This window comes from Acidaminococcus sp. (genome assembly GCF_057597765.1).
The window spans coordinates 18,557-37,880 of sequence record NZ_DBMBXK010000006.1 but is presented as its reverse complement, the minus strand read 5'-3'; the positions used below and the strand labels follow the sequence as shown (position 1 = coordinate 37,880).

At 58.0% G+C, this 19,324-nt stretch carries 21 protein-coding genes; all 21 read left to right on the top strand.

What is annotated here, in order from left to right; genetic code table 11:
• Positions 1-29: 29 nt before the first annotated feature.
• The 21 genes from recG (at position 30) to ACZOF8_RS05200 (ending at position 19,324) form a co-directional block, all read left to right on the top strand.
• Positions 30-2,093 carry an ATP-dependent DNA helicase RecG gene (recG, locus tag ACZOF8_RS05300; RefSeq protein WP_487426652.1) on the top strand — a complete coding sequence of 688 codons (2,064 nt, stop codon included), beginning with the start codon at positions 30-32 and terminating at the stop codon, positions 2,091-2,093.
• A 157-nt stretch (positions 2,094-2,250) separates the two neighbouring features.
• The gene (locus tag ACZOF8_RS05295) at positions 2,251-2,979 is read left to right on the top strand and encodes a TVP38/TMEM64 family protein (RefSeq protein ID WP_022488101.1); all 729 of its coding nucleotides are present in this window, start codon (positions 2,251-2,253) and stop codon (positions 2,977-2,979) included.
• Positions 2,980-3,169: 190 nt separating this feature from the next.
• Positions 3,170-5,248 (top strand): elongation factor G, encoded by a 2,079-nt coding sequence (gene fusA / locus ACZOF8_RS05290; RefSeq protein ID WP_308664570.1) that lies wholly within the window; start codon positions 3,170-3,172, stop codon positions 5,246-5,248.
• Between the two features lie 90 nt (positions 5,249-5,338).
• On the top strand, positions 5,339-6,190 hold the full coding sequence (locus ACZOF8_RS05285; RefSeq protein WP_487426651.1) for a DMT family transporter: 852 nt from the start codon (positions 5,339-5,341) through the stop codon (positions 6,188-6,190).
• 145 nt (positions 6,191-6,335) lie between these two features.
• Complete coding sequence (gene tkt, locus ACZOF8_RS05280) at positions 6,336-8,324, top strand: transketolase (protein ID WP_441368965.1); 1,989 nt, start codon at positions 6,336-6,338, stop codon at positions 8,322-8,324.
• A gap of 57 nt (positions 8,325-8,381) precedes the next feature.
• Entirely contained in the window at positions 8,382-9,197 is an 816-nt protein-coding gene (thiD, locus tag ACZOF8_RS05275) for a bifunctional hydroxymethylpyrimidine kinase/phosphomethylpyrimidine kinase (RefSeq protein ID WP_154487743.1), read from the top strand.
• Positions 9,198-9,203: 6 nt separating this feature from the next.
• Entirely contained in the window at positions 9,204-9,836 is a 633-nt protein-coding gene (gene thiE / locus ACZOF8_RS05270; protein ID WP_370833781.1) for a thiamine phosphate synthase, read from the top strand.
• A gap of 12 nt (positions 9,837-9,848) precedes the next feature.
• A complete protein-coding gene (locus ACZOF8_RS05265) occupies positions 9,849-10,253 on the top strand; it encodes a hypothetical protein (RefSeq protein ID WP_022487040.1) in 405 nt (134 codons plus the stop codon).
• A 77-nt stretch (positions 10,254-10,330) separates the two neighbouring features.
• The gene (gene ylxM, locus ACZOF8_RS05260) at positions 10,331-10,696 is read left to right on the top strand and encodes a YlxM family DNA-binding protein (protein ID WP_022487039.1); all 366 of its coding nucleotides are present in this window, start codon (positions 10,331-10,333) and stop codon (positions 10,694-10,696) included.
• A gap of 2 nt (positions 10,697-10,698) precedes the next feature.
• Positions 10,699-12,045, top strand: a complete 1,347-nt coding sequence (gene ffh / locus ACZOF8_RS05255) for a signal recognition particle protein (protein ID WP_022487038.1) — start codon at positions 10,699-10,701, stop codon at positions 12,043-12,045.
• A gap of 27 nt (positions 12,046-12,072) precedes the next feature.
• Complete coding sequence (rpsP, locus tag ACZOF8_RS05250; protein WP_012937860.1) at positions 12,073-12,345, top strand: 30S ribosomal protein S16; 273 nt, start codon at positions 12,073-12,075, stop codon at positions 12,343-12,345.
• Between the two features lie 11 nt (positions 12,346-12,356).
• Positions 12,357-12,584 (top strand): KH domain-containing protein, encoded by a 228-nt coding sequence (locus tag ACZOF8_RS05245; protein WP_012937861.1) that lies wholly within the window; start codon positions 12,357-12,359, stop codon positions 12,582-12,584.
• Positions 12,585-12,595: 11 nt separating this feature from the next.
• Entirely contained in the window at positions 12,596-13,003 is a 408-nt protein-coding gene (locus ACZOF8_RS05240) for a YlqD family protein (protein WP_487426650.1), read from the top strand.
• A gap of 4 nt (positions 13,004-13,007) precedes the next feature.
• Positions 13,008-13,502 carry a ribosome maturation factor RimM gene (gene rimM / locus ACZOF8_RS05235; protein ID WP_022487036.1) on the top strand — a complete coding sequence of 165 codons (495 nt, stop codon included), beginning with the start codon at positions 13,008-13,010 and terminating at the stop codon, positions 13,500-13,502.
• Position 13,503: 1 nt separating this feature from the next.
• Positions 13,504-14,274 carry a tRNA (guanosine(37)-N1)-methyltransferase TrmD gene (gene trmD / locus ACZOF8_RS05230; RefSeq protein WP_279126921.1) on the top strand — a complete coding sequence of 257 codons (771 nt, stop codon included), beginning with the start codon at positions 13,504-13,506 and terminating at the stop codon, positions 14,272-14,274.
• A gap of 120 nt (positions 14,275-14,394) precedes the next feature.
• Positions 14,395-14,736, top strand: a complete 342-nt coding sequence (gene rplS / locus ACZOF8_RS05225; RefSeq protein ID WP_012937865.1) for a 50S ribosomal protein L19 — start codon at positions 14,395-14,397, stop codon at positions 14,734-14,736.
• 57 nt (positions 14,737-14,793) lie between these two features.
• On the top strand, positions 14,794-15,333 hold the full coding sequence (lepB, locus tag ACZOF8_RS05220; RefSeq protein ID WP_487426649.1) for a signal peptidase I: 540 nt from the start codon (positions 14,794-14,796) through the stop codon (positions 15,331-15,333).
• A 173-nt stretch (positions 15,334-15,506) separates the two neighbouring features.
• Positions 15,507-16,394: a ribosome biogenesis GTPase YlqF gene (ylqF, locus tag ACZOF8_RS05215; RefSeq protein ID WP_279126925.1), complete on the top strand. Its 888-nt coding sequence runs from the start codon at positions 15,507-15,509 to the stop codon at positions 16,392-16,394.
• A 1-nt stretch (position 16,395) separates the two neighbouring features.
• A complete protein-coding gene (rnhB, locus tag ACZOF8_RS05210; RefSeq protein ID WP_487426648.1) occupies positions 16,396-17,208 on the top strand; it encodes a ribonuclease HII in 813 nt (270 codons plus the stop codon).
• A gap of 98 nt (positions 17,209-17,306) precedes the next feature.
• Positions 17,307-17,663: a YraN family protein gene (locus ACZOF8_RS05205; RefSeq protein ID WP_288311100.1), complete on the top strand. Its 357-nt coding sequence runs from the start codon at positions 17,307-17,309 to the stop codon at positions 17,661-17,663.
• Between the two features lie 137 nt (positions 17,664-17,800).
• A complete protein-coding gene (locus ACZOF8_RS05200; protein ID WP_441373792.1) occupies positions 17,801-19,324 on the top strand; it encodes a YifB family Mg chelatase-like AAA ATPase in 1,524 nt (507 codons plus the stop codon).

Sequence of the window (19,324 nt, the reverse complement as noted above, 5' to 3'; positions counted from 1 at the left end):
GAAAACCATGAGAAAAGGAGAAAATGACCATGTGGTGGCAGGAACCTGTAAGCAAACTCAAAGGCATCGGGCCCAAAAAGGCCCTGGAATTCGCAAATATCAACGTAGAGACCATCGGCGACCTGCTGAATCATTTTCCCCGGCAGGGCTGCTATCTGGATTATTCCCACATCCGGACCATCGGAGAACTGACCACCGGTGGGGAAATGCAGCTGTTCCGGGGGACCATCGTCCGGCTGAACAACCGGCGGAGTGCCCGGAACATGAAATACGCCACCATTACCCTGGGGGACGGCACGGGCTTTGCGGAAATCGTCCTGTTCGGGGCACAGACCTACATGACCCGGGTGTACCATACTGGAGATGAGGTGCTGGTCATCGGCAAGGTGAACCTGGGCCGCACCGCCAAAAGTGTCACCAGCGCCAGTCTGTCCCATGTAAAGGATGAAAAGGCGGAGGCCCCCGGCATCCTGCCCACTTATGCCCTGACCGGCAGCCTGACCCAGAACCAGGTCCGGGGGGCGGTGCGCCAGGCTCTGGCCCTGGCCCGGAAGGAACTGCCGGAGTGCCTGCCGGAAAAGATCCTCCAGGCCAAGCATTTCCTGCCCCGGCTGGAAGCCCTGGAGAACATCCACTTTCCCAAAAGTCCGGAACTGCTGGAAAAGGCCCGGCAGCGGCTGATTTTTGAAGAGCTGTTCTTTCTCCAGTGCGGGCTGCTCCATCACCGGGTGGAAATCAAGAAGGACAGCCGGGGCATCAAGATGGCCCGGTCCGGAGAGCTGGTGCAGAAGGTACGGGAAGGTCTGGGCTTTGCGCTTACCGACAGCCAGAAAAAAGCCTGGCAGGAAATCGACGACGACATGCAGAGCCCGGAACCCATGAACCGGCTGGTCCAGGGGGATGTAGGCTCCGGGAAGACGGCCCTGGCCCTTCTGGCCCTGGCCAAAGCAGTGGAAAACGGCTACCAGGGCTGTCTCATGGCTCCTACAGAGATCCTGGCGGAACAGCATTACCAGGAAATGCAGAAGGTGCTGGAACCGGCCGGAATCCGGACGGCCCTTTTGACCGGAGGCCTGACTGCCAAAAAACGCCGTCAGGTGCTGGAAGGCCTGGCAGACGGCTCCATCCAGGCAGTGGTGGGGACCTACGCCCTGATCCAGGACAAGGTGGTGTTCCATTCCCTGGCCCTGGCCATTACGGACGAACAGCACCGGTTCGGGGTGGCCCAGCGGGCCAAACTCCAGGCCAAGAGCCAGTATGCGCCCCATGTGCTGGTGATGACCGCCACCCCCATTCCCCGGACCCTGGCTCTCACCGTGTACGGGGACCTGGACGTGTCCCTGATGAAAGGAATGCCCCCGGGACGGAAACCGGTCCGGACCCTGTGCTACACCGAGGACAAACGGCCGGCAGTGTACCAGGGGATGGTCCATCAGATCCAGGAAGGCCACCAGGCCTATGTGGTGTGCCCCCTGATCGAGGAAAGCGAAGGGGTGGACGCCAAGGCGGCGGAAGAACTCTACGAGGAACTGACCTCCACCTATCTGAAGGGGATTCCCTGCGGGCTCCTCCACGGCCGTCTGAAGCCGGAAGAAAAGGATGCAGTGATGGAAAGTTTCGCCCGGAACGAAACCAAGGTGCTGATCACCACCACGGTGGTGGAAGTGGGGGTGAACGTGCCCAATGCCACGCTGATGGTCATCGAGGGGGCGGACCGGTTCGGTCTGGCCCAGATGCACCAGCTCCGGGGCCGGGTAGGCCGGGGCAGCGCCCAGTCTTACTGCGTGCTGCTTACCGCTTCCACCAATCCGGTGACCCTGGAACGGCTCCAGATCATGCGCAGCTGCAGCGACGGGTTCCTGCTGGCGGAAAAGGATCTGGAACTCCGGGGGGCCGGCCAGTTCTTCGGCCTGCGCCAGCACGGCCTCAGCGACCTGTACATAGCGGACATCCTCCGGGATACGGATACCCTGGTGGAAGCCCGGAAAGCGGCCCAGTGGACCATGGGAGACCCGGACACGGCCCAGGAAGTGATCCGCGCCGCTGCCACCACCCAGTTCGACGGACGGTTCGAGAGGATATTCAATGCATAAGGTGGGGCTGCACGCTGCGTGCAGCTCCCCTCGCTGTCAGCGGCCCCCTTCTTTCACCTTTCTTTACATGCAGTTTTCATTTCTGTAACAAGTTCCGGCTATAATAAAGAAAATCCACTATTGATCTTTCATTGATTTTGTCATAAGGAGCCGTATCATGGAAGCACCTGTACAATCACAACCGCAATATCCTGCCCAAGACCGCTGTTCGGAACGGACTTTCAAACTTCTGGCTTTTGCCGGGCTGTTGGGGGTCCTGGTCCTGATCCATTTTCTGGACCCCGGATTCTATCACCAGATCGTCCACCTGGCCCGGGGTGGGAACATCCAGGAAACCGTGGACTTTCTCCGCTCCTTCGGCCCCTGGGCCGTAGTCATCAGTTTCCTGCTGGATGTGTTCATCAACGCCGCCGGCTGTCTTCCCTCCATTTTCCTGTCTACGGCCAATGGGGTGGTGTTCGGGCTGCCGGTGGGGATCCTGGTATCCTGGTCCGCGGAAAGCGTGGGGGTGATTCTCAGTTTCCTCATTATGCGGTATTTCCTCCGGTCCACAGCGGAAACCGTCATTGCCAAAAGCAACAATCTCCAGAAACTGGACGAGATGAGCAGTGAAAACGGCCTGGTGGCCATGGCCCTGGCACGGACCCTGCCCTATTTCCCTTCCGGGATCCTCACCTGCCTGGGAGCCATCAGCCGGATGAAGTTCCGGGACTATGTGATTGCCACCTTTATCGGGAAACTGCCCTCCACGGCCCTGGAAGTGGTGGTGGGCCACGACATCGTCCATTTCCGCCAGCATATGGACCGGCTGGCCATCCTGGTGACTCTGGTGCTCCTGGTCTACGGAACGCTGCTGTACAGCCGGTACCGGAAACGTCGGGCCTGAGAAAGAGCTGCAGAAGGAATGTGTATCTATCGTTACACATTCCTTTTTCTTTTGGGAGAATTTCAAAAGTTTTCTGTAAAAAGCAGGAAAAAGGCTGTCTTTCCCCGAAAAAGAGTACCATCAAACTTGTTGAGGACCCTGTTTCGGCAGCGGTACCTCCTGCACCATACGGAACAAAGGGGGCTGTACAGTGAAAGAGTATACAGGTGATAAAATCAGAAACGTGGCAATCGTAGGTCATGGAGGCGCAGGCACCACTTCCCTGACGGAAGCTCTGCTCTACCGCAGCGGGGCCATCAGCCGGATGTGCAAGGTGGAAGACGGCCAGACCACTACGGACTTTGAACCGGAAGAAATCAAAAGAGGGGTTTCTGTCAGCGCCACCCTGGCACCGGTGGAATGGCGGGATGTGAAGATCAACTTCATCGATACCCCGGGGTTTGCGGATTTCGTGGCGGAAGTGAAAGGGGCCTTCCGGGCGGTGGACAGCGTGCTGATCGTGGTCAGCGCCACCAGCGGGGTCCAGATCGGGACGGAACAGTGCTGGAAGCTGGCGGAAGAAGCAGGTCTGCCCCGGCTGATCTTCGTGAACAAAATGGATCGGGAAAACGCTGATTACGACAATATCCTGGACAATCTCCGGGCCAAGATCGGGAAACGGATCCTGCCTCTGGAACTGCCTTTGGGCAAGGAAGCGGATTTCTGCGGGGTCATCGACGTGTTCAACCAGAAGGCCTACCGGGGCAACGGCAACGGGGCCGACGAAATCGAGGTCCCTGCTGATCTGAAGGAATGGGTCCAGGATGCCCATGACAAAATGGTGGAAGCGGCGGTCGAAGCCGATGACGAAATCATGGAACGGTATCTGGAAGGGGAAACCATTTCCGATGAAGAAGTGATGAGCTGTCTGGTGAAGGGCATCCGGCAGGGAATCATCTTCCCGGTGCTCTGCGGATCCGCCTTCAAGAACATCGGCCTGGGCCGGACCCTGTCCGCCATTGTGGACTATACCTTCCCGGCCATCCTGAACGAATACCATGTAACCAACCTGAAAACCGGAGAGGTGGAACGGCGGGATTCCAATGCACCGCTGGCCGCTCTGGTGTTCAAGACCACCTCCGATCCCTTTGTGGGACGGATGAGCTTCATCCGGGTGTTCTCCGGGGTTATCAACGCCGACAGCACTGTGTACAACGCCAGCCGGGATGAAATGGAAAAGGTGGGGGCCATCTGCACCCTCCGGGGCAAGAACCAGATCCCCATGAAGGCCATTACCGCCGGGGATATCGGGGTGATTTCCCGTCTCCAGTTCACCATGACCGGGGATACCCTGAGTGCCAAGGAGGCACCGGTGCAGTTTGCACCCATTGAATACCCTCTGCCCATGTACAGCCGGGCCATCGCTCCCAAAAAGAAGGGGGACGAGGACAAAATTGCGGCGGCTCTGAACAAGCTCATGGACGAAGATCCCACCTTTATCGTCAGCCGGAACCCGGTGACCAAGGAAACTCTGATCAGCGGCATGGGAGACCAGCATCTGGACATCCTGATGGAACGGATGAAACGGAAATTCGGGGTGGAAGCCGTTTTGAAACCGCCCATGGTGGAATACAGGGAAACCATCCGGGGTTCTGCAGAAGTGGAAGGCAAATACAAGAAACAGACCGGGGGCCACGGCCAGTACGGCCATGTGGTCATCAAAATGGAACCTCTGCCTCCGGGAAGCGGTTTTGAGTTCGTGGACAAGATTTTCGGAGGTGCCGTGCCCCGGCAGTACATCCCGGCGGTGGAAAAGGGCATGAAGGAATCCATGGAACACGGGATCCTGGCCGGATATCCGGTGGTGGATCTGAAGATCACCCTGCTGGATGGGTCCTATCATACGGTGGACTCTTCGGAAATGGCCTTCAAAGTGGCTTCCCACATGGCCTTCCAGAAAGCGGCGGAACAGTCCAAGCCTGTGCTGATGGAACCCTATTACAACCTGGATGTGTATTGTGACGAACGGATGACCGGGGACATTATTTCCGACCTGAACAGCAAACGGGGACGGATCCTGGGGATGCAGTCTGCAGAAGACGGCCGGGCTGTGGTAAAGGCCCAGGTGCCCTATGCGGAAATCCTGGATTACGCTGTGGATCTCCGGGCCCTGACCCAGGGGACCGGGACCTTCGAAATGAAGTTTGACCATTACGAAGACGTGCCTCCCAAGATGGCGGACAAGATCATTGCTGAAGCCAGAGCCAAGGCAGAAGCCGCCAAAAAGTAAAAATATGCGTTTACCGGACCTGCCGGCCATTGCCGGAGGTCCGGTTTTTGTGTAAACTGAAAGGGATCGATTGTACAAGGAGGAATGGATGTGACACTGACTACTGAAAAAAAGGGCATCCTGGCTTCCATCCTGGCGGCGGTGTTCTTTACCACCATGGATGTGGGAGCCAAGAAACTGCTCCACCTGGGCACCGGGGAAATCACCTTCTTCCGGGGACTGGTGGGGATGCTGTTCCTGCCCTTTATGGCCCGGATGGAAACCCTGCCGGTGTTTTCCGGGAAGGACCGGGGGCTGCTCCATCTCCGGGGCCTGTTCGGATGTGCCTGCCTGCTGTTCTTTTTTTACTGCCTCAATGGATTGAAACTGGGGGACGCGGAAATCCTCACTCAGCTCTCTGCCTTTTTCATGTGTCTCCTGTCCCCGATTTTCCTCCGGGGCAGTCTCCAGAAGCGGTCGGTGCCCTGGCTGGGGGTGATCGCCCTGGGAGCGGCCATCGTCCTTCAGGTGTGGAATTTCCACTCGTTCAACCTTTATGCCCTGTTTGGGATCCTGTCCGCCTTCTTTGCAGCCAGCGCTTACGTGTGCATCGGGAAGATGACGGAGCGGGGAGGCCACACCCAGACGGAACTGGTGCTGTATTTCCAACTGTACAGCACTCTGGGAGGACTGGTGCTCATGGGTATGGACCGGTGGACCCTGCCGACAGGGGCCGAATGGGGATGGATCCTGGAAATGGCCCTGTCCGCCCTGCTGGGCCAGGTGTGCCTGACCTGGGGGTGCACCCACATCCATCCTACTATGGTGAACTTTCTCATGTATACCGGCATCCTGTTCCATATTCTGGCGGGAGCTCTGCTCTGGGGCGAAGTCCTGACCGGGTATTCCTGGGTGGGCGGCAGCCTGATTGTGCTGGGGAGCGTGCTGCTGCTGAGACAGTGAGAAGAAGGGCTGTTGACAGATGACCGTTGACAGTGCTGCTGTCCTTGCAGCAGCACCCCTTGCGTTACCCCCTCAAATGGCCTATAATCAGAATGAATGACTGTGTATACCACTTTTTTACATCCGCTATGGAGGGATTTTTTTCATGCAAAATATTGATACTGAAAGCATCAACACCCTGCGTTTTTTGTCCATCGATGAGGTGCAGGCGGCCAATTCCGGTCACCCGGGCCTTCCTCTGGGAACCGCGCCCCTGATGTACACCATTTGGGACCGGTTCATGAAATACAATCCTGAAAACCCCAACTGGTTCGACCGGGACCGTTTCGTCCTGTCCCCGGGCCACGGCAGCGCCCTGCTCTATGCCATGCTCCATGTGGCCGGCTATGATCTGTCCCTGGAAGATCTGAAGAACTTCCGTCAGTGGGGCAGCAAGACTCCGGGCCATCCGGAATACGGTGTGACCCCCGGGGTGGATGTGTCCACCGGTCCTCTGGGCCACGGCTTTGCCATGGCAGTGGGACTGGCCATGGCGGAAGAAATGATGGCCGCCCGGTACAACAAGGAAGGCTACAAGGTGGTGGACCATTACACCTACGGCATCACCTCCGACGGAGACCAGATGGAAGGGGTGGCTTCTGAGGCCGCTTCTCTGGCCGGTACCCTGGGTCTGGGAAAACTGATCTTCCTCTATGATGACAACAAGATCACCATCGAAGGCAGCACGGACATTGCCTTCCGGGAAGATGTGGGAGCCCGGTTCAAAGCCTATGGCTGGCAGGTGCTGCGGGTGGCTTCTTCTGAAGATGTGGAAGCTTTGGCCAAAGCCATTGAAGCCGCCAAGAAGGAAACCCGGAAACCGTCCCTGATCATCGTGAAGACCCATATCGGCTTCGGCAGCCCCCGGCAGGATATGGCCAGTGCCCACGGGGAACCCCTGGGGGCGGAAAACGTGGCCAAGACCAAGGAAGCCGCCGGCTGGGACGGCAGCCAGTCCTTTGTGGTGCCGGAAGTCGTGAAGAAACATTTTGCGGACAAACTGCCCCAGTGCCGGAAAAACGAAGAAGACTGGAACAAACTGCTGGAAGACTACGGCCGGGCTTATCCGGAACTGGCACAGGAACTGGCTGACCGGCTGGACGGGAAAATGGATCTGGATGTGAAAGACCTGATGGCTGCCTTCAAGGATACGGACAGTGTGGCCACCCGGGCCGCCTCCGGTTCCGTACTCCAGCTGCTGGCTGACAAGATTCCTGCTCTTACCGGGGGCAGCGCTGACCTGGGGCCCTCCAACAAAACGGAAATGAAGGGCAAAGGCTTCTTCTCCGCCGAAGACCGGACCGGTCGGAACATCCACTTCGGCATCCGGGAACATGCCATGGGCTGCATCGTCAACGGTCTGTGCCTCCATGGCGGTATCCTGCCTTTCGGGGCCACCTTCCTGGTGTTCGCCGACTTCATGCGGCCGGCTGTGCGGATGGCGGCTCTCATGGGCATCGGCAGCGTGTTCGTCTACACCCATGACAGCGTGTTCGTAGGGGAAGACGGGCCCACCCATGAACCCATCGAACAGACCATGAGCCTGCGGCTGATCCCCAACGTATCCGTGTTCCGCCCGGCGGACGCCCTGGAAACGGCTGTGGCCTGGAAAGCCGCCTGCGAAAACCGGAAGCAGCCCACCTGCCTGCTGCTCACCCGTCAGGGTCTGCCGGTGCTCCATGGGTATGAAAAGACCATTGCCAAGGGTGCGGCCAAAGGGGCCTATGTGCTGAGCCCCTCCGCCAAAGACAAGGTGAAGGCTGTGATCATTGCCACCGGCAGTGAAGTCCATCTGGCTCTGGATGCCCAGAAAGCCCTGGAAGAAAAAGGCATCGGGGTCAATGTGGTGTCCATGCCCAGCTGGGATGTGTTCGAACAGCAGAGCAGTGCCTACAAGAAGAAAGTCCTGCCCAAGGATGTGCCTGCCATCGCACTGGAAGCCGGAGTACGCACCGGCTGGGCCCGGTACACCGGCAGCGAGGACAGAGTCCTGGGCATCGACCGGTTCGGCGCTTCCGCCCCCGGCAAGACCGTCTACAAAGAATTCGGCTTCACCGTGGACCATGTGGTGGAAATGGTGAAGAAACTGAAGTGATTGGATGAAAAAGGCTGTCGCTCAGGCGGCAGCCTTTTTCAGAAAGAAGGAGAAAACATGTTCCATCTGTTGACCATTGCCGGGTCGGATTCTTCCGGCGGAGCCGGCATCCAGGCTGACCTGAAGACTTTTGCCGCTCATGGCTGCTACGGCATGAGCGTGATCACTGCCGTGACTGCCCAGAACACCACCGGGGTCACCGCCATCCAGAACATCGACCCGGAAGTGGTGGAAGCCCAGATCGATGCCGTATTCCAGGATATCCGGGTGGACGGGGTCAAGGTAGGGATGGTGTCCAATTCCGCTTTGATCCGGGCCATTGCCCGGAAAATGGAGGAGTACGCTCCCAAAGTGCTGGTGGTGGATCCGGTGATGGTGGCCACTTCCGGCAGCTATCTCTTGGAAAAAGAGGCCCGGAAGGACCTTCAGGAAAAACTGCTGCCTCTGGCCACCCTGATCACTCCCAACATGCAGGAAGGAGAAGTATTGTCCGGCCTTTCCATCCGCAGCCAGGATGACATGGAAAAGGCTGCGGCGGTGATCTGCCAGAAAGGGGCCAGGGCCGTGCTGCTGAAAGGCGGCCATCTGGCGGATACGGCCGATGACTACCTTCTGTATCCCGGGGAAGGGGACTGGCTGAAGGGAAAATGGTTCCCGGGCCAGCGGTTCGACAACCCCAATACCCATGGCACCGGCTGCAGCCTGTCTTCTGCCCTGGCCGCGGAACTGGCCGCCGGTCAGCCACTTCCGGAAGCCGTGGAAAAGGCCAAGGCCTATGTGGCCCTGGGCATCCAGAACGGTCTGGCGGTGGGCAAGGGCCACGGGCCCATCCACCATTTCGTGGATCTGTACCGGCATGCCGGCTGGGAGTGATGCATCATGAAAAAATTTGATCTGAGCCTGTACCTGGTCACTGACCGGAACTGTCTCCAGGGCAGGGATTTTTATGAAGCGGTGGAGGAAGCCCTCCGGGCCGGGGTGACCCTGCTCCAGCTCCGGGAAAAGCATTTGGGCCTGGAAGACCTGGTGACGGAAGGGAAAAAGGTAAAGGCCCTGTGCCGGAAGTACCAGGTGCCCTTCCTGGTGGACGACAATGTGGAAGCGGCCAAAATCCTGGAAGCAGACGGTGTCCATCTGGGCCAGGAAGACGAGGCCATCCAGAAGGCCCGGGCGGCTCTGGGGCCGGACGCCATCATCGGCATTTCCGCCCACAATCTGGAGGAAGCCCTGGAAGCCCAGGCCCAGGGGGCCGATTACCTGGGAGTGGGGGCCCTGTATCCCACCGGGAGCAAAAAAGATGCCTCTCTGCTGCCTGCCGGAATGCTGGAAAAAATCGTCCAGGCGGTCCGGATCCCGGTTGCAGGCATCGGAGGCATCCAGGAAGACCGGATGGAGGAAGTACTGGACCAGGGTGCCGCCGGCTGTGCCATGATCAGCGCCATCCTGGGAGCTCCTGACATCACCGCTGCTGTCAGCCGGATGAAGGCCCTAATCCAGGCCCGGCAGCAGTGACGGGAGGCAGCCATGGCAAGCGACCTGAAAACGGAAAAACTGGGGAAGAAGCTCCTGTCCCGGTTCACCCGGCAGCTGACGGACCAGGTGTTCCTGTTCCTCCAGCAGGACCCGGAGCTTTATGAGGAATACCAGGCCCTGGTCCGGGACAGCAGTCCCAATGGTGTGAATTCCGTCCTGGGCCGGATGATCACCGAAGCCTATGATCTGGTGAATCTGAACAAGGAAACCCATCCCCAGTCCCCTCTTTTGAAAAAATACACCCGCCATGCAGTCCGGTGGGAAAAGGAGGACCTGGAAGTCCAGAAAAAAGTCCTTTACGGGGACCGGGACCTGTTTACGCCCCAGCCGGCCAAATCCGGTGAGGAACGGAAAGCCCCCAAAAAGAAGGGACCGGACCAGGAAAGTCTCTTCTGAGAAAAAAACTTTGCCTGTCAAGGAAAAATCCTTGACAGGTTTTTCTCTTTATAGTACAATAGCACCCGGTGATATTCATGCAGGATGAAGGCTTTGAAAAAAGGATCCGGTTCGGTCAGCTCTATGCCATCTATGGCGGGCTGCTCACGGAGAAACAGCAGAAAATCATGGAAGAGTATTTCTACGATGACCTGTCATTGGGAGAAATCGCGGAAAATACCCAGACCAGCCGTCAGGCGGTCTATGATCTGCTGCGGCGTGTGGAACAGACCCTGGAAAAGTACGAAAACAGACTTCACCTGCTGCACCAGGATCAGGAACGGCAGTTCAAGCTCCGGGGAGCGGTAAAACTCCTGGAAGCCTGCCGGATCAGTGACAGCACCGATCCCCGTTTGGGGAAGGTGGAAGATATCCTGAAAAGCATCATTGACGAAAGCAGGTAACTATGGCTTTTGAAATCCTAACCGACAAACTGACGGCAGCCATCCAGAAGCTCCGGGGACAGAAGACGGTTTCCGAACAGGATCTGAAAGAGACCCTCCGGGAAGTCCGGCTGGCCCTGCTGGAAGCGGATGTGAACTTCAAGGTCGTCAAAGAATTTACCGCCAAGATCAAGGAGCGGGCCATGGGGCAGCAGGTTGACCCCAATCTCACTCCAGGCCAATATATTGTGAAAATCGTCCATGAGGAGCTCATCGAGCTCCTGGGGGGCACCCAGAGCAAGCTGAACCAGGCGGCCAATCCGCCTACGGTAATCATGCTGGTGGGGCTCCAGGGCGCCGGCAAGACCACCACTCTGGGCAAGCTGGCCAACTACCTGCGGAAAAACGGGAAGAAGCCGCTGATGGTGGCCGGGGACGTGTACCGTCCTGCCGCCATTACCCAGCTGGAAGTCATCGGCAAACAGCTGGATATGCCGGTGTTCTCTCTGGGAGACCAGGTTTCTCCGGTGGAAATCGCCAAAGAATCCCTGAAGCGGGCCAATGCCCTCCTGTGCGATACCGTGCTCATCGATACCGCCGGCCGTCTCCATGTGGACGAGACCCTGATGAATGAGCTGAAAGACATGAAAGCCGCGGTCCATCCGGACGAAATCCTGCTGGTGGTGGATGCCATGACCGGCCAGGACGCCGTTACGGTGGCCGATTCCTTCAACAAAGCCCTGGGCATTACGGGGCTGATTGTGACCAAGCTGGACGGTGACGCCCGTGGGGGCGCCGTACTCAGCGTCAAGGCAGTGACCAACTGCCCGGTGAAGTTTGTAGGGATGGGAGAAAAACTGGATGCCCTCCAGCCCTTCTATCCTGACCGTATGGCTTCCCGGATCCTGGGCATGGGGGACGTGCTCTCCCTGATCGAAAAGGCTCAGGAAGCCATCGATGTGGATTCGGCCAAAAAAATGGCGGAATCCCTGAAGAAGAATGAATTCACCCTGGACATGTTCCTGGACCAGATGAAACAGGTCAAGAAACTGGGGTCCCTGGAATCCATTCTCAGCATGATCCCCGGCATGGGTAAATTTGCCAAGCAGCTGGAAGGGGTGGATCTGGACGGCAAGGAAGTCCGCCGGCTGGAAGCCATTATCTATTCCATGACGCCCCAGGAGCGGCAGAATCCCCGGATCATCAACGGGTCCCGGCGCAAGCGCATTGCAGCCGGCTGCGGCCAGCGGGTCCAGGATGTGAACCGGCTGCTGAAGCAGTTCGAAGAGAGCAAAAAGCTCATGAAGACCATGCAGGGTATGAACAAGTATGCACGGAAAGGCAGATTCAAACTGCCTTTCATGCAATAAAACCAATCTGGTAAGGAGGTGAATGTTGTGGCAGTTAAAATCCGTCTGAAACGTATGGGTGCCAAAAAGAGCCCCTTCTATCGTATCGTCGTTGCTGACGAACGGGCTCCCCGTGACGGCCGTTTCATCGAAACCGTAGGTACCTACGATTCCACTGTTGATCCCGCCGTGGTTACCATCGACGAAGAAAAAGCTCTGTCCTGGATGAAAAAGGGCGCACAGCCGACTGATACGGTTCGTTCCATGTTCAGCAAACAGGGTCTGATGGCGAAACTGGCTGGCGAAAAGGCAGCCAAATAAGGAGGATGACTATGAAAGAGATAGTTGAAGTGATTGCTAAGGCTATCGTGAATAATCCCTCCGAGGTCCAGGTGGAGGAAGAAAGGACCGGATCTTCCGTGATCCTGAAACTCCACGTGGCGCCTGAAGATATGGGTAAAGTGATCGGCAAACAAGGCCGCATTGCCAAGGCCATCCGTCTGGTGATGAAAGCAGCTGCTACCCGCGAAAACGTGAAAGTCATCGTTGATATCGACTAAAGGTGGTTACCATGGATAAAATGATCGTTCGGGTGCCTGTAGTCATCAAGGCCAAGGTCACTGAAGACCTGAAAGCCAAGATCATTGCAGATATGAAGCGTCAGGTCCAGGCGGTAGAACTGGATTTCGAACAGTTCCAGTTCAATGCCAAGCGGGCGCTGAATGAACAGTCCGCTGCCGGTCCGGAGGCTGTCCGGGGGCTCCAGGAGCAGATCCAGTATGAAAAGGCCCAGCGGGGCCATGCTCTCCAGGAACTGAAAGACAAGCTGGAACGGGCTGAAAACCTGGAAATCGGCAGTGAAGTCGGTCATGGTACACTGGAACGTTCTGTAGAAATCACTGTAGGCAGCGACCTGGAAGCCCTTATGGGGGCGGAAATCGTCGTGGAAGACGGCAAAGTCGTCGGCTTCAGAGAATAAGCCTATGGAACAGCATATCGTGATTGGCAAAATTGTCGCCCCGCATGGCGTGCGGGGCGAATTTCGCATTATGCCGCAGACGGATCATCCGGAGCGGTACGCCAAAATGAAGAAGATCACCCTGGACAACGGCCGGGACTACACGGTCCAAAGCCTCCGTCAGCACAAGAATGTGTACCTGATGAAGGTGGAGGGCATTGAGACCATGAACGATGCGGAGACCCTCCGGGGCCGTACCATCGTCCTGCGGCCGGAAGAACTGCCTCCTCTGCCGGAAGGCCAGTTCTATGTCCGGGACATCATCGGCTTTGCCGCCGTGACTCCGGAAGGGGAAACAGTGGGGATGCTGAAGGATGTGATCAGCCCCGGTTCCACCGATGTGTTCGTCATTGCTCCGCCCCAGGGGGAAGATATCCTGGTGGCGGCCATTGCGGACAATATCCGGAACATCGACTGGGAAAAGAAGCAGATCACTGTGGTGCTGCCGGAGTGGATCTGAGATGAAATTCGTATTTGTCACTCTTTTCCCGGAGATGATCCGGAGCGCCTGCAGCTGGAGCATCCTGGGCCGGGCGGCTCAGGAAGGGCTCCTGTCCGTGGACTGTGTGGATCCCCGGGACTATGCCACCGACCGGCACCGGAGCGTGGACGATACCACCTGCGGCGGCGGAGCAGGGATGGTGCTGAAGCCCCAGACTTATCTGGCGGCCCTGGAACGGGCCCGGGAGCTGGCACCGGGAGCCCTGGTGGCGGCCCTGACCCCGGTGGGAGAATCCCTCCGGCAGGAACGGGTGTGTGAACTGGCCCGGAGCGGGCAGGATCTGATCCTGCTCTGCGGCCATTATGAAGGCTTTGACGAACGGATCCTGGAGGAAGCTGATCTCCGGCTTTCCATCGGGGATTTTGTGCTGACCGGAGGAGAACTGCCGGCCCTGTGCATCATGGATGCAGTGGCCCGGTTCATTCCCGGGGTGCTGGGCAAGCAGGTAAGCGCCGAGGAAGATTCCTTCCATGACAGCCTGCTGGAATACCCCCAGTACACCCGTCCGGTGGAGTACAGGGGCAAAGCCGTGCCGGAAGTCCTGCTTTCCGGCGACCACGGTAAAATCGGCCAGTGGCGGAGGAAGGAGAGCCTGCGGGCCACCTTCCTCCACCGCCCGGAACTGCTGCGGACCATGCAGTGGCAGAAGGGGGACGGGAGACTGTTCCTGGCCATGGAAGAAGAAGAAAAAGAGAAGTCCCGGACGGCCGGGAAAAGCAGGGAATCCTGACTTTTTCGGTTGCACCGGGAGCCGGCTGTATGGTATAATACAGCGTATGCATTAACGGGCGGTCCGCTGTTAGCACGTGGCTAGACATGAACGTCTTGGATTCTGAGGAGGAAATTAATAATGAACGTTATTGAAGCAATTGAAAAGGAACAGCTGCGTTCCGACATTCCCGAATTCCGTCCTGGCGATACCCTGAAGGTATATGTGAAGGTTGTGGAAGGCACCCGTGAACGGGTTCAGCTGTTTGAAGGCGTATGCATTGCCCGGAGCGGTTCCGGTGCCCGGGAAATGTTCACTGTTCGCCGCGTTGCTTCCGGCGTTGGTGTGGAAAGAATGTTCCCTGTCCATTCCCCGCGTCTGGAAAAAATCGTTGTATCCCACAGAGGTGTGGTACGCAGAGCAAAACTGTACTATCTGCGTAAACTGACCGGTAAAGCCGCTCGTATCAGAGAACGTCGGTAATCGGATCAATGAGGCAGTTGCTCCGGCAACTGCCTTTTTTATTGCAAAGGAGAAGGCATGAGCGAAGAAAAGAAATCCGGCTCCTGGCAGGATACGGTCAGTGACTGGCTGATTTCCATCATTGTGGCCGTGGTGCTGGCTTTTGGGATCCGTACCTTCCTGGTGGAACCCTATATGGTATCCGGACCTTCCATGATGAACACCCTCCAGGACCAGGAACGGCTGCTGGTGAACAAGCTGGTTTATTACACCCGCCAGCCCAAACGGGGAGAAATCATCGTGTTCAAGTATCCCAGTGACACCCGGCGGGACTTCATCAAACGGGTCATCGCCGTGGGCGGGGACACCATCGAGATCCGGGACGGGAAGACCTATGTGAACGGGGAAGCCCTGGATGAAAGATATATCCGGGAACCCTTCCACACCAACCTGCCCAAGACCACCGTCCCTGCCGGCCATATCTTTGTTATGGGGGACAACCGGAACAACTCCGAAGACAGCCGGTTCCGGGATGTGGGCTTCGTGGATCTGAGCCTGGTGAAAGGCAAAGCCAGCCTGATCTTCTGGCCCCTGGGACAGATACGGGCGCTGCCGTGAAAAAAAGGGGCTGTGAAAAAATGAAAGATCATTTTTTCACAGCCCCTTTACTGCACCAAATTCCCGTTAATGCCCCGCTTTTTCCACAATTCGCTTCTGAATGGGAAGCATGGTATAATGGGGCCTATGCATATTGACAGGCGTTGCCTGTTTGGATAAGAAAGGATGTACCCATGGAAAATACAATCGGCGGAAAGAAATTCCATATCCAGTGGTTCCCCGGCCATATGACCAAGGCCAAACGGATGATGGAAGCCAACCTGAAACTGGTGGATGTGGTGGTGGAACTGCTGGACGCCAGGATTCCCCGGTCCAGTGCCAACCCCATGCTCCAGCAGCTGATCGGCAGCAAGCAGAAAATCGTGGTGCTGAACAAGACGGACATGGCAGATCCGGACCGGACCCGGGACTGGCTGGCCTATTTCAAGAAGCACAGCTTTACGGCCCTGGAGGTGGACTGTCAGAAAGGCAAGGGAGTCAAGGCCCTGGTGAATGCCATCCAGAAAGCCGGGGAACCCACCCTGGAAAAATGGCGGAAAAAGGGCGTACGGAACCGGTCCATCCGGGTGATGATCGTAGGGATCCCCAATGTGGGGAAATCCACCCTGATCAACCGGCTGCTGGGGAAGAACAAAGCCGCAGCCCAGAACAAGCCGGGGGTGACCCGGGGACCTCAGTGGGTGATCCTGGGGAAGGGGCTGGAACTGCTGGATACCCCCGGTGTCCTGTGGCCCAAATTCGACAATCCGGAAACCGGATTCTGTCTGGCAGTGACCGGTGCCATCCGGGAAGAGGTCTTTGATCAGGAAACCGCCGTACACATCCTGGTCCAGCGGCTGATGAAGCTGTATCCCCAGGAATTGTCCGCCAGTTACCGGATCGAACTGACACCGGAGGACACGGTAGAAACGGCAGAGGAAAAAATCGCCCGGGCCCGGGGCTGTCTGAAGGCCGGCGGGGTCCTGGATATGAACAAAACCATCCAGATGATTCTCCGTGACTTCAAGACCGGGAAACTGGGATCCTTCTCCCTGGAAGCCGCTCCCCGGGACGAGGCCTGACATGGAAAAAAAAGAGAGCATCCAGGTAATCCGGGAACAGCTGAAACTGGGGCCGGAAGAAGCAGAACTGGAACGCTGGCGGAAGGATGGGCGGACCGGTGTCCGGAAACTGCTGGAAGCCTATGACCGGAAACAGGCAGCCCGGAAACTGGAACGGGAACGGCTGGAACGGCTCCAGGATCTGGAACGGGAATTCTGGGAATGGGGTATGGATCAGGTGGCCGGCTGCGACGAAGCGGGCCGGGGACCACTGGCCGGACCTTTGGTGACGGCGGCAGTGATCCTGCCTCACGGAATCTGGCTGCCCGGCCTTACCGATTCCAAAAAGGTCACTCCTGCCCGGCGGGAAACCCTGTATGGAGAGATCCTGGAACAGGCGGTTAGCGTTACCGTCAGCATCCTGGGACCCAGGGAAATCGACCGGCTGAACATCTACCAGGCGGCTAAAACCGCCATGACCCTGTGCCTGACCCATCTGAAGGTGCACCCTCAGGGGGCCATTACCGATGCCATGCCTTTGGAGATCCCAGGGATCTTTGTGGAGGATATGGTCCGGGGGGACAGCAAAAGTGCAGCGGTGGCGGCCGCTTCCATCATCGCCAAGGTAACAAGGGACCATATCATGGAAGATCTGGACCGGGACTATCCCCAGTACGGATTTGCCAAACACAAGGGATACGGTACCGCCCGGCACATCCAGGCCATCCTGGACTGCGGCCCAAGCCCCTGGCACCGGAGAAGCTTCGAACCCCTGAAGTCCATGGATCTGAAAGAACCCGCCGTCAGTGAAAACAAACTGCTGAAACTGAAGTAGGGGGCTGTTGCCAGGGCAACAGCCCGGTCAGATGTCAACAGTCAACGGCCTAAGGAAGTCAGCAAAGCTGACATGGAACAAAAAAGGAGGGAATCAGTATGGTCCACCAACGCCGCCGGTTCGGGAACTGGGGGGAGGAGGCGGCCGTCCGCTATCTGGAAAAACAGGGATATGAGATCCTGGACCGGAACTACCGGAGCAGTTGGGGAGAAATCGACATCATCGCCCGGCACTGGGGAGTGCTGGCCTTTGTGGAAGTAAAGACCCGGCACAGCCTGAAATTCGGCCGGCCTGCCGCCGCCGTGACCCGGGACAAACAGATCCGCCTCCGGAAAACCGCCTGGTGCTACCTGCGGGAGAATCCGGTGCTCCGGTACCGGAGCCGGTTCGATATTATCGAGATCCTGGATCTGTATGGGAAAATTTCTCTGAATCATTTGAAGAATTGCTTTTAAATATAAAATCTGTCAATGGTCAACTGCCGATGGATGCCAGCGTGGCTGGCTTTGGATGAAGAAATCGGTGGTTTCTCCAATCACGGCAAACGACACACGATGAACGACTCACGATACACGACAAAGGAGCTGATTCCATGTACGCACGGACCTGGGGGGAGACCACCCGCGGGATCAACGGAGAAATGGTTACAGTGGAGGTGGATGTGACCAACGGCATGCCTGCCTTTGAAATGGTGGGGCTGCCGGATACGGCAGTGAAGGAGGCACGGGAGCGGGTGAAGGCTGCGGTGAAGAATTCCGGCTTCCGGTTCCCGGACACCCACATAACTGTGAACCTGGCTCCGGCGGACTTGAAAAAGGATGGGGCCGGACTGGATCTGCCCATTGCCCTGGGGGTGCTGGCTGCCAAGAAGTATGTGAAACTGCCGGACCCCATGCCTGTGTTCGCCGGAGAGCTGGCCTTGGACGGATCCCTGCGCCCGGTGAACGGGATCCTGCCCATGATCCTACGGGCCCGGGACGAAGGGCTGCCGGCCATTTTCATCCCTTCCGGCAACGCTACCGAAGGGGAACTGGTGGACGGGATCCAGGTGTATACCGCGGACAACCTGGGGCAGATCGTGGACCATTTCCAGGGAAAGCAGCCTCTGGAGCCTCTGGCCAAAAAGGTGTTGGAACTGGAGAAACCCCTGGAGGATACCGTGGACTTTGCAGATGTCCAGGGCCAGAAAGTGGCCAAGCGGGCCCTGGAGATCGCTGCGGCGGGAGGCCACAATGTGCTGATGGTGGGGGCTCCCGGAGCCGGGAAGACCATGCTGGCCCGGCGGCTGCCTTCCATCCTGCCGCCCATGACCGAGGAAGAAGCCCTGGAAGTGACCAAGATCTACAGCATCTCCGGCCTTTTGAAAGGCCACCACGGCATTATGGTGGAACGGCCTTTCCGGAGCCCCCACCACACGGTTTCCCAGTCGGCACTCATCGGAGGGGGCAGCATCCCCCATCCCGGAGAGGTGACCCTCAGCCATCACGGAGTCCTGTTTCTGGACGAGCTGCCGGAATTTTCCCGGAGCGCCCTGGAAGTGCTCCGGCAGCCCCTGGAAGACGGGATGGTCACCATCAGCCGAGTCCAGGCCTCTCTCACCTATCCCGCCCGGTTCATCCTGGTGGCGGCCCAGAATCCCTGTCCCTGCGGGTTCTGGGGAGAAGAGGACAACCTTCACCAGTGCACCTGCCGGCCCGGGGACATCGCCCGGTATCAGAAGAAGATTTCCGGGCCCCTCCTGGACCGGATCGACATCCAGATCCACGTGCCCCGGCTCCAGTACCAGGAAATGAAAAGCAGAAAGAAGGGGGAAAGCTCCGCGGCCATCCGGGAACGGGTGGTGGCAGCCCGTCAGGTCCAGCGGGAACGGCTGAAAGGGACCCACCTGTTCTGCAACGCCAGTATGGGCCGGCGGGAGGTCAAGGCCTTCTGTCCTCTGACACCTCAGGCGGAAGCCCTGCTGGAAAAATATTTCGTCAGCCTGGGCCTCAGTGCCCGGAGCCATGACCGGATCATCAAAGTGGCCCGGACCATTGCGGATCTGGCCGGCAGTGAGGACATCACGGCGCTCCATCTGGGCGAAGCCATCCAGCTGCGGACCAGCATCCAGGGATAG

Coding starts and splice junctions, on each gene's coding strand:
- recG (WP_487426652.1), top strand. CDS start 30: ATGTGGTGGCAGGAACCTGTAAGCAAACTCAAAGGCATCGGGCCCAAA.
- ACZOF8_RS05295 (WP_022488101.1), top strand. CDS start 2,251: ATGGAAGCACCTGTACAATCACAACCGCAATATCCTGCCCAAGACCGC.
- tkt (WP_441368965.1), top strand. CDS start 6,336: ATGCAAAATATTGATACTGAAAGCATCAACACCCTGCGTTTTTTGTCC.
- thiD (WP_154487743.1), top strand. CDS start 8,382: ATGTTCCATCTGTTGACCATTGCCGGGTCGGATTCTTCCGGCGGAGCC.
- thiE (WP_370833781.1), top strand. CDS start 9,204: ATGAAAAAATTTGATCTGAGCCTGTACCTGGTCACTGACCGGAACTGT.
- ACZOF8_RS05265 (WP_022487040.1), top strand. CDS start 9,849: ATGGCAAGCGACCTGAAAACGGAAAAACTGGGGAAGAAGCTCCTGTCC.
- ylxM (WP_022487039.1), top strand. CDS start 10,331: ATGCAGGATGAAGGCTTTGAAAAAAGGATCCGGTTCGGTCAGCTCTAT.
- ffh (WP_022487038.1), top strand. CDS start 10,699: ATGGCTTTTGAAATCCTAACCGACAAACTGACGGCAGCCATCCAGAAG.
- ACZOF8_RS05245 (WP_012937861.1), top strand. CDS start 12,357: ATGAAAGAGATAGTTGAAGTGATTGCTAAGGCTATCGTGAATAATCCC.
- ACZOF8_RS05240 (WP_487426650.1), top strand. CDS start 12,596: ATGGATAAAATGATCGTTCGGGTGCCTGTAGTCATCAAGGCCAAGGTC.
- rimM (WP_022487036.1), top strand. CDS start 13,008: ATGGAACAGCATATCGTGATTGGCAAAATTGTCGCCCCGCATGGCGTG.
- trmD (WP_279126921.1), top strand. CDS start 13,504: ATGAAATTCGTATTTGTCACTCTTTTCCCGGAGATGATCCGGAGCGCC.
- rplS (WP_012937865.1), top strand. CDS start 14,395: ATGAACGTTATTGAAGCAATTGAAAAGGAACAGCTGCGTTCCGACATT.
- lepB (WP_487426649.1), top strand. CDS start 14,794: ATGAGCGAAGAAAAGAAATCCGGCTCCTGGCAGGATACGGTCAGTGAC.
- ylqF (WP_279126925.1), top strand. CDS start 15,507: ATGGAAAATACAATCGGCGGAAAGAAATTCCATATCCAGTGGTTCCCC.
- rnhB (WP_487426648.1), top strand. CDS start 16,396: ATGGAAAAAAAAGAGAGCATCCAGGTAATCCGGGAACAGCTGAAACTG.
- ACZOF8_RS05205 (WP_288311100.1), top strand. CDS start 17,307: ATGGTCCACCAACGCCGCCGGTTCGGGAACTGGGGGGAGGAGGCGGCC.
- ACZOF8_RS05200 (WP_441373792.1), top strand. CDS start 17,801: ATGTACGCACGGACCTGGGGGGAGACCACCCGCGGGATCAACGGAGAA.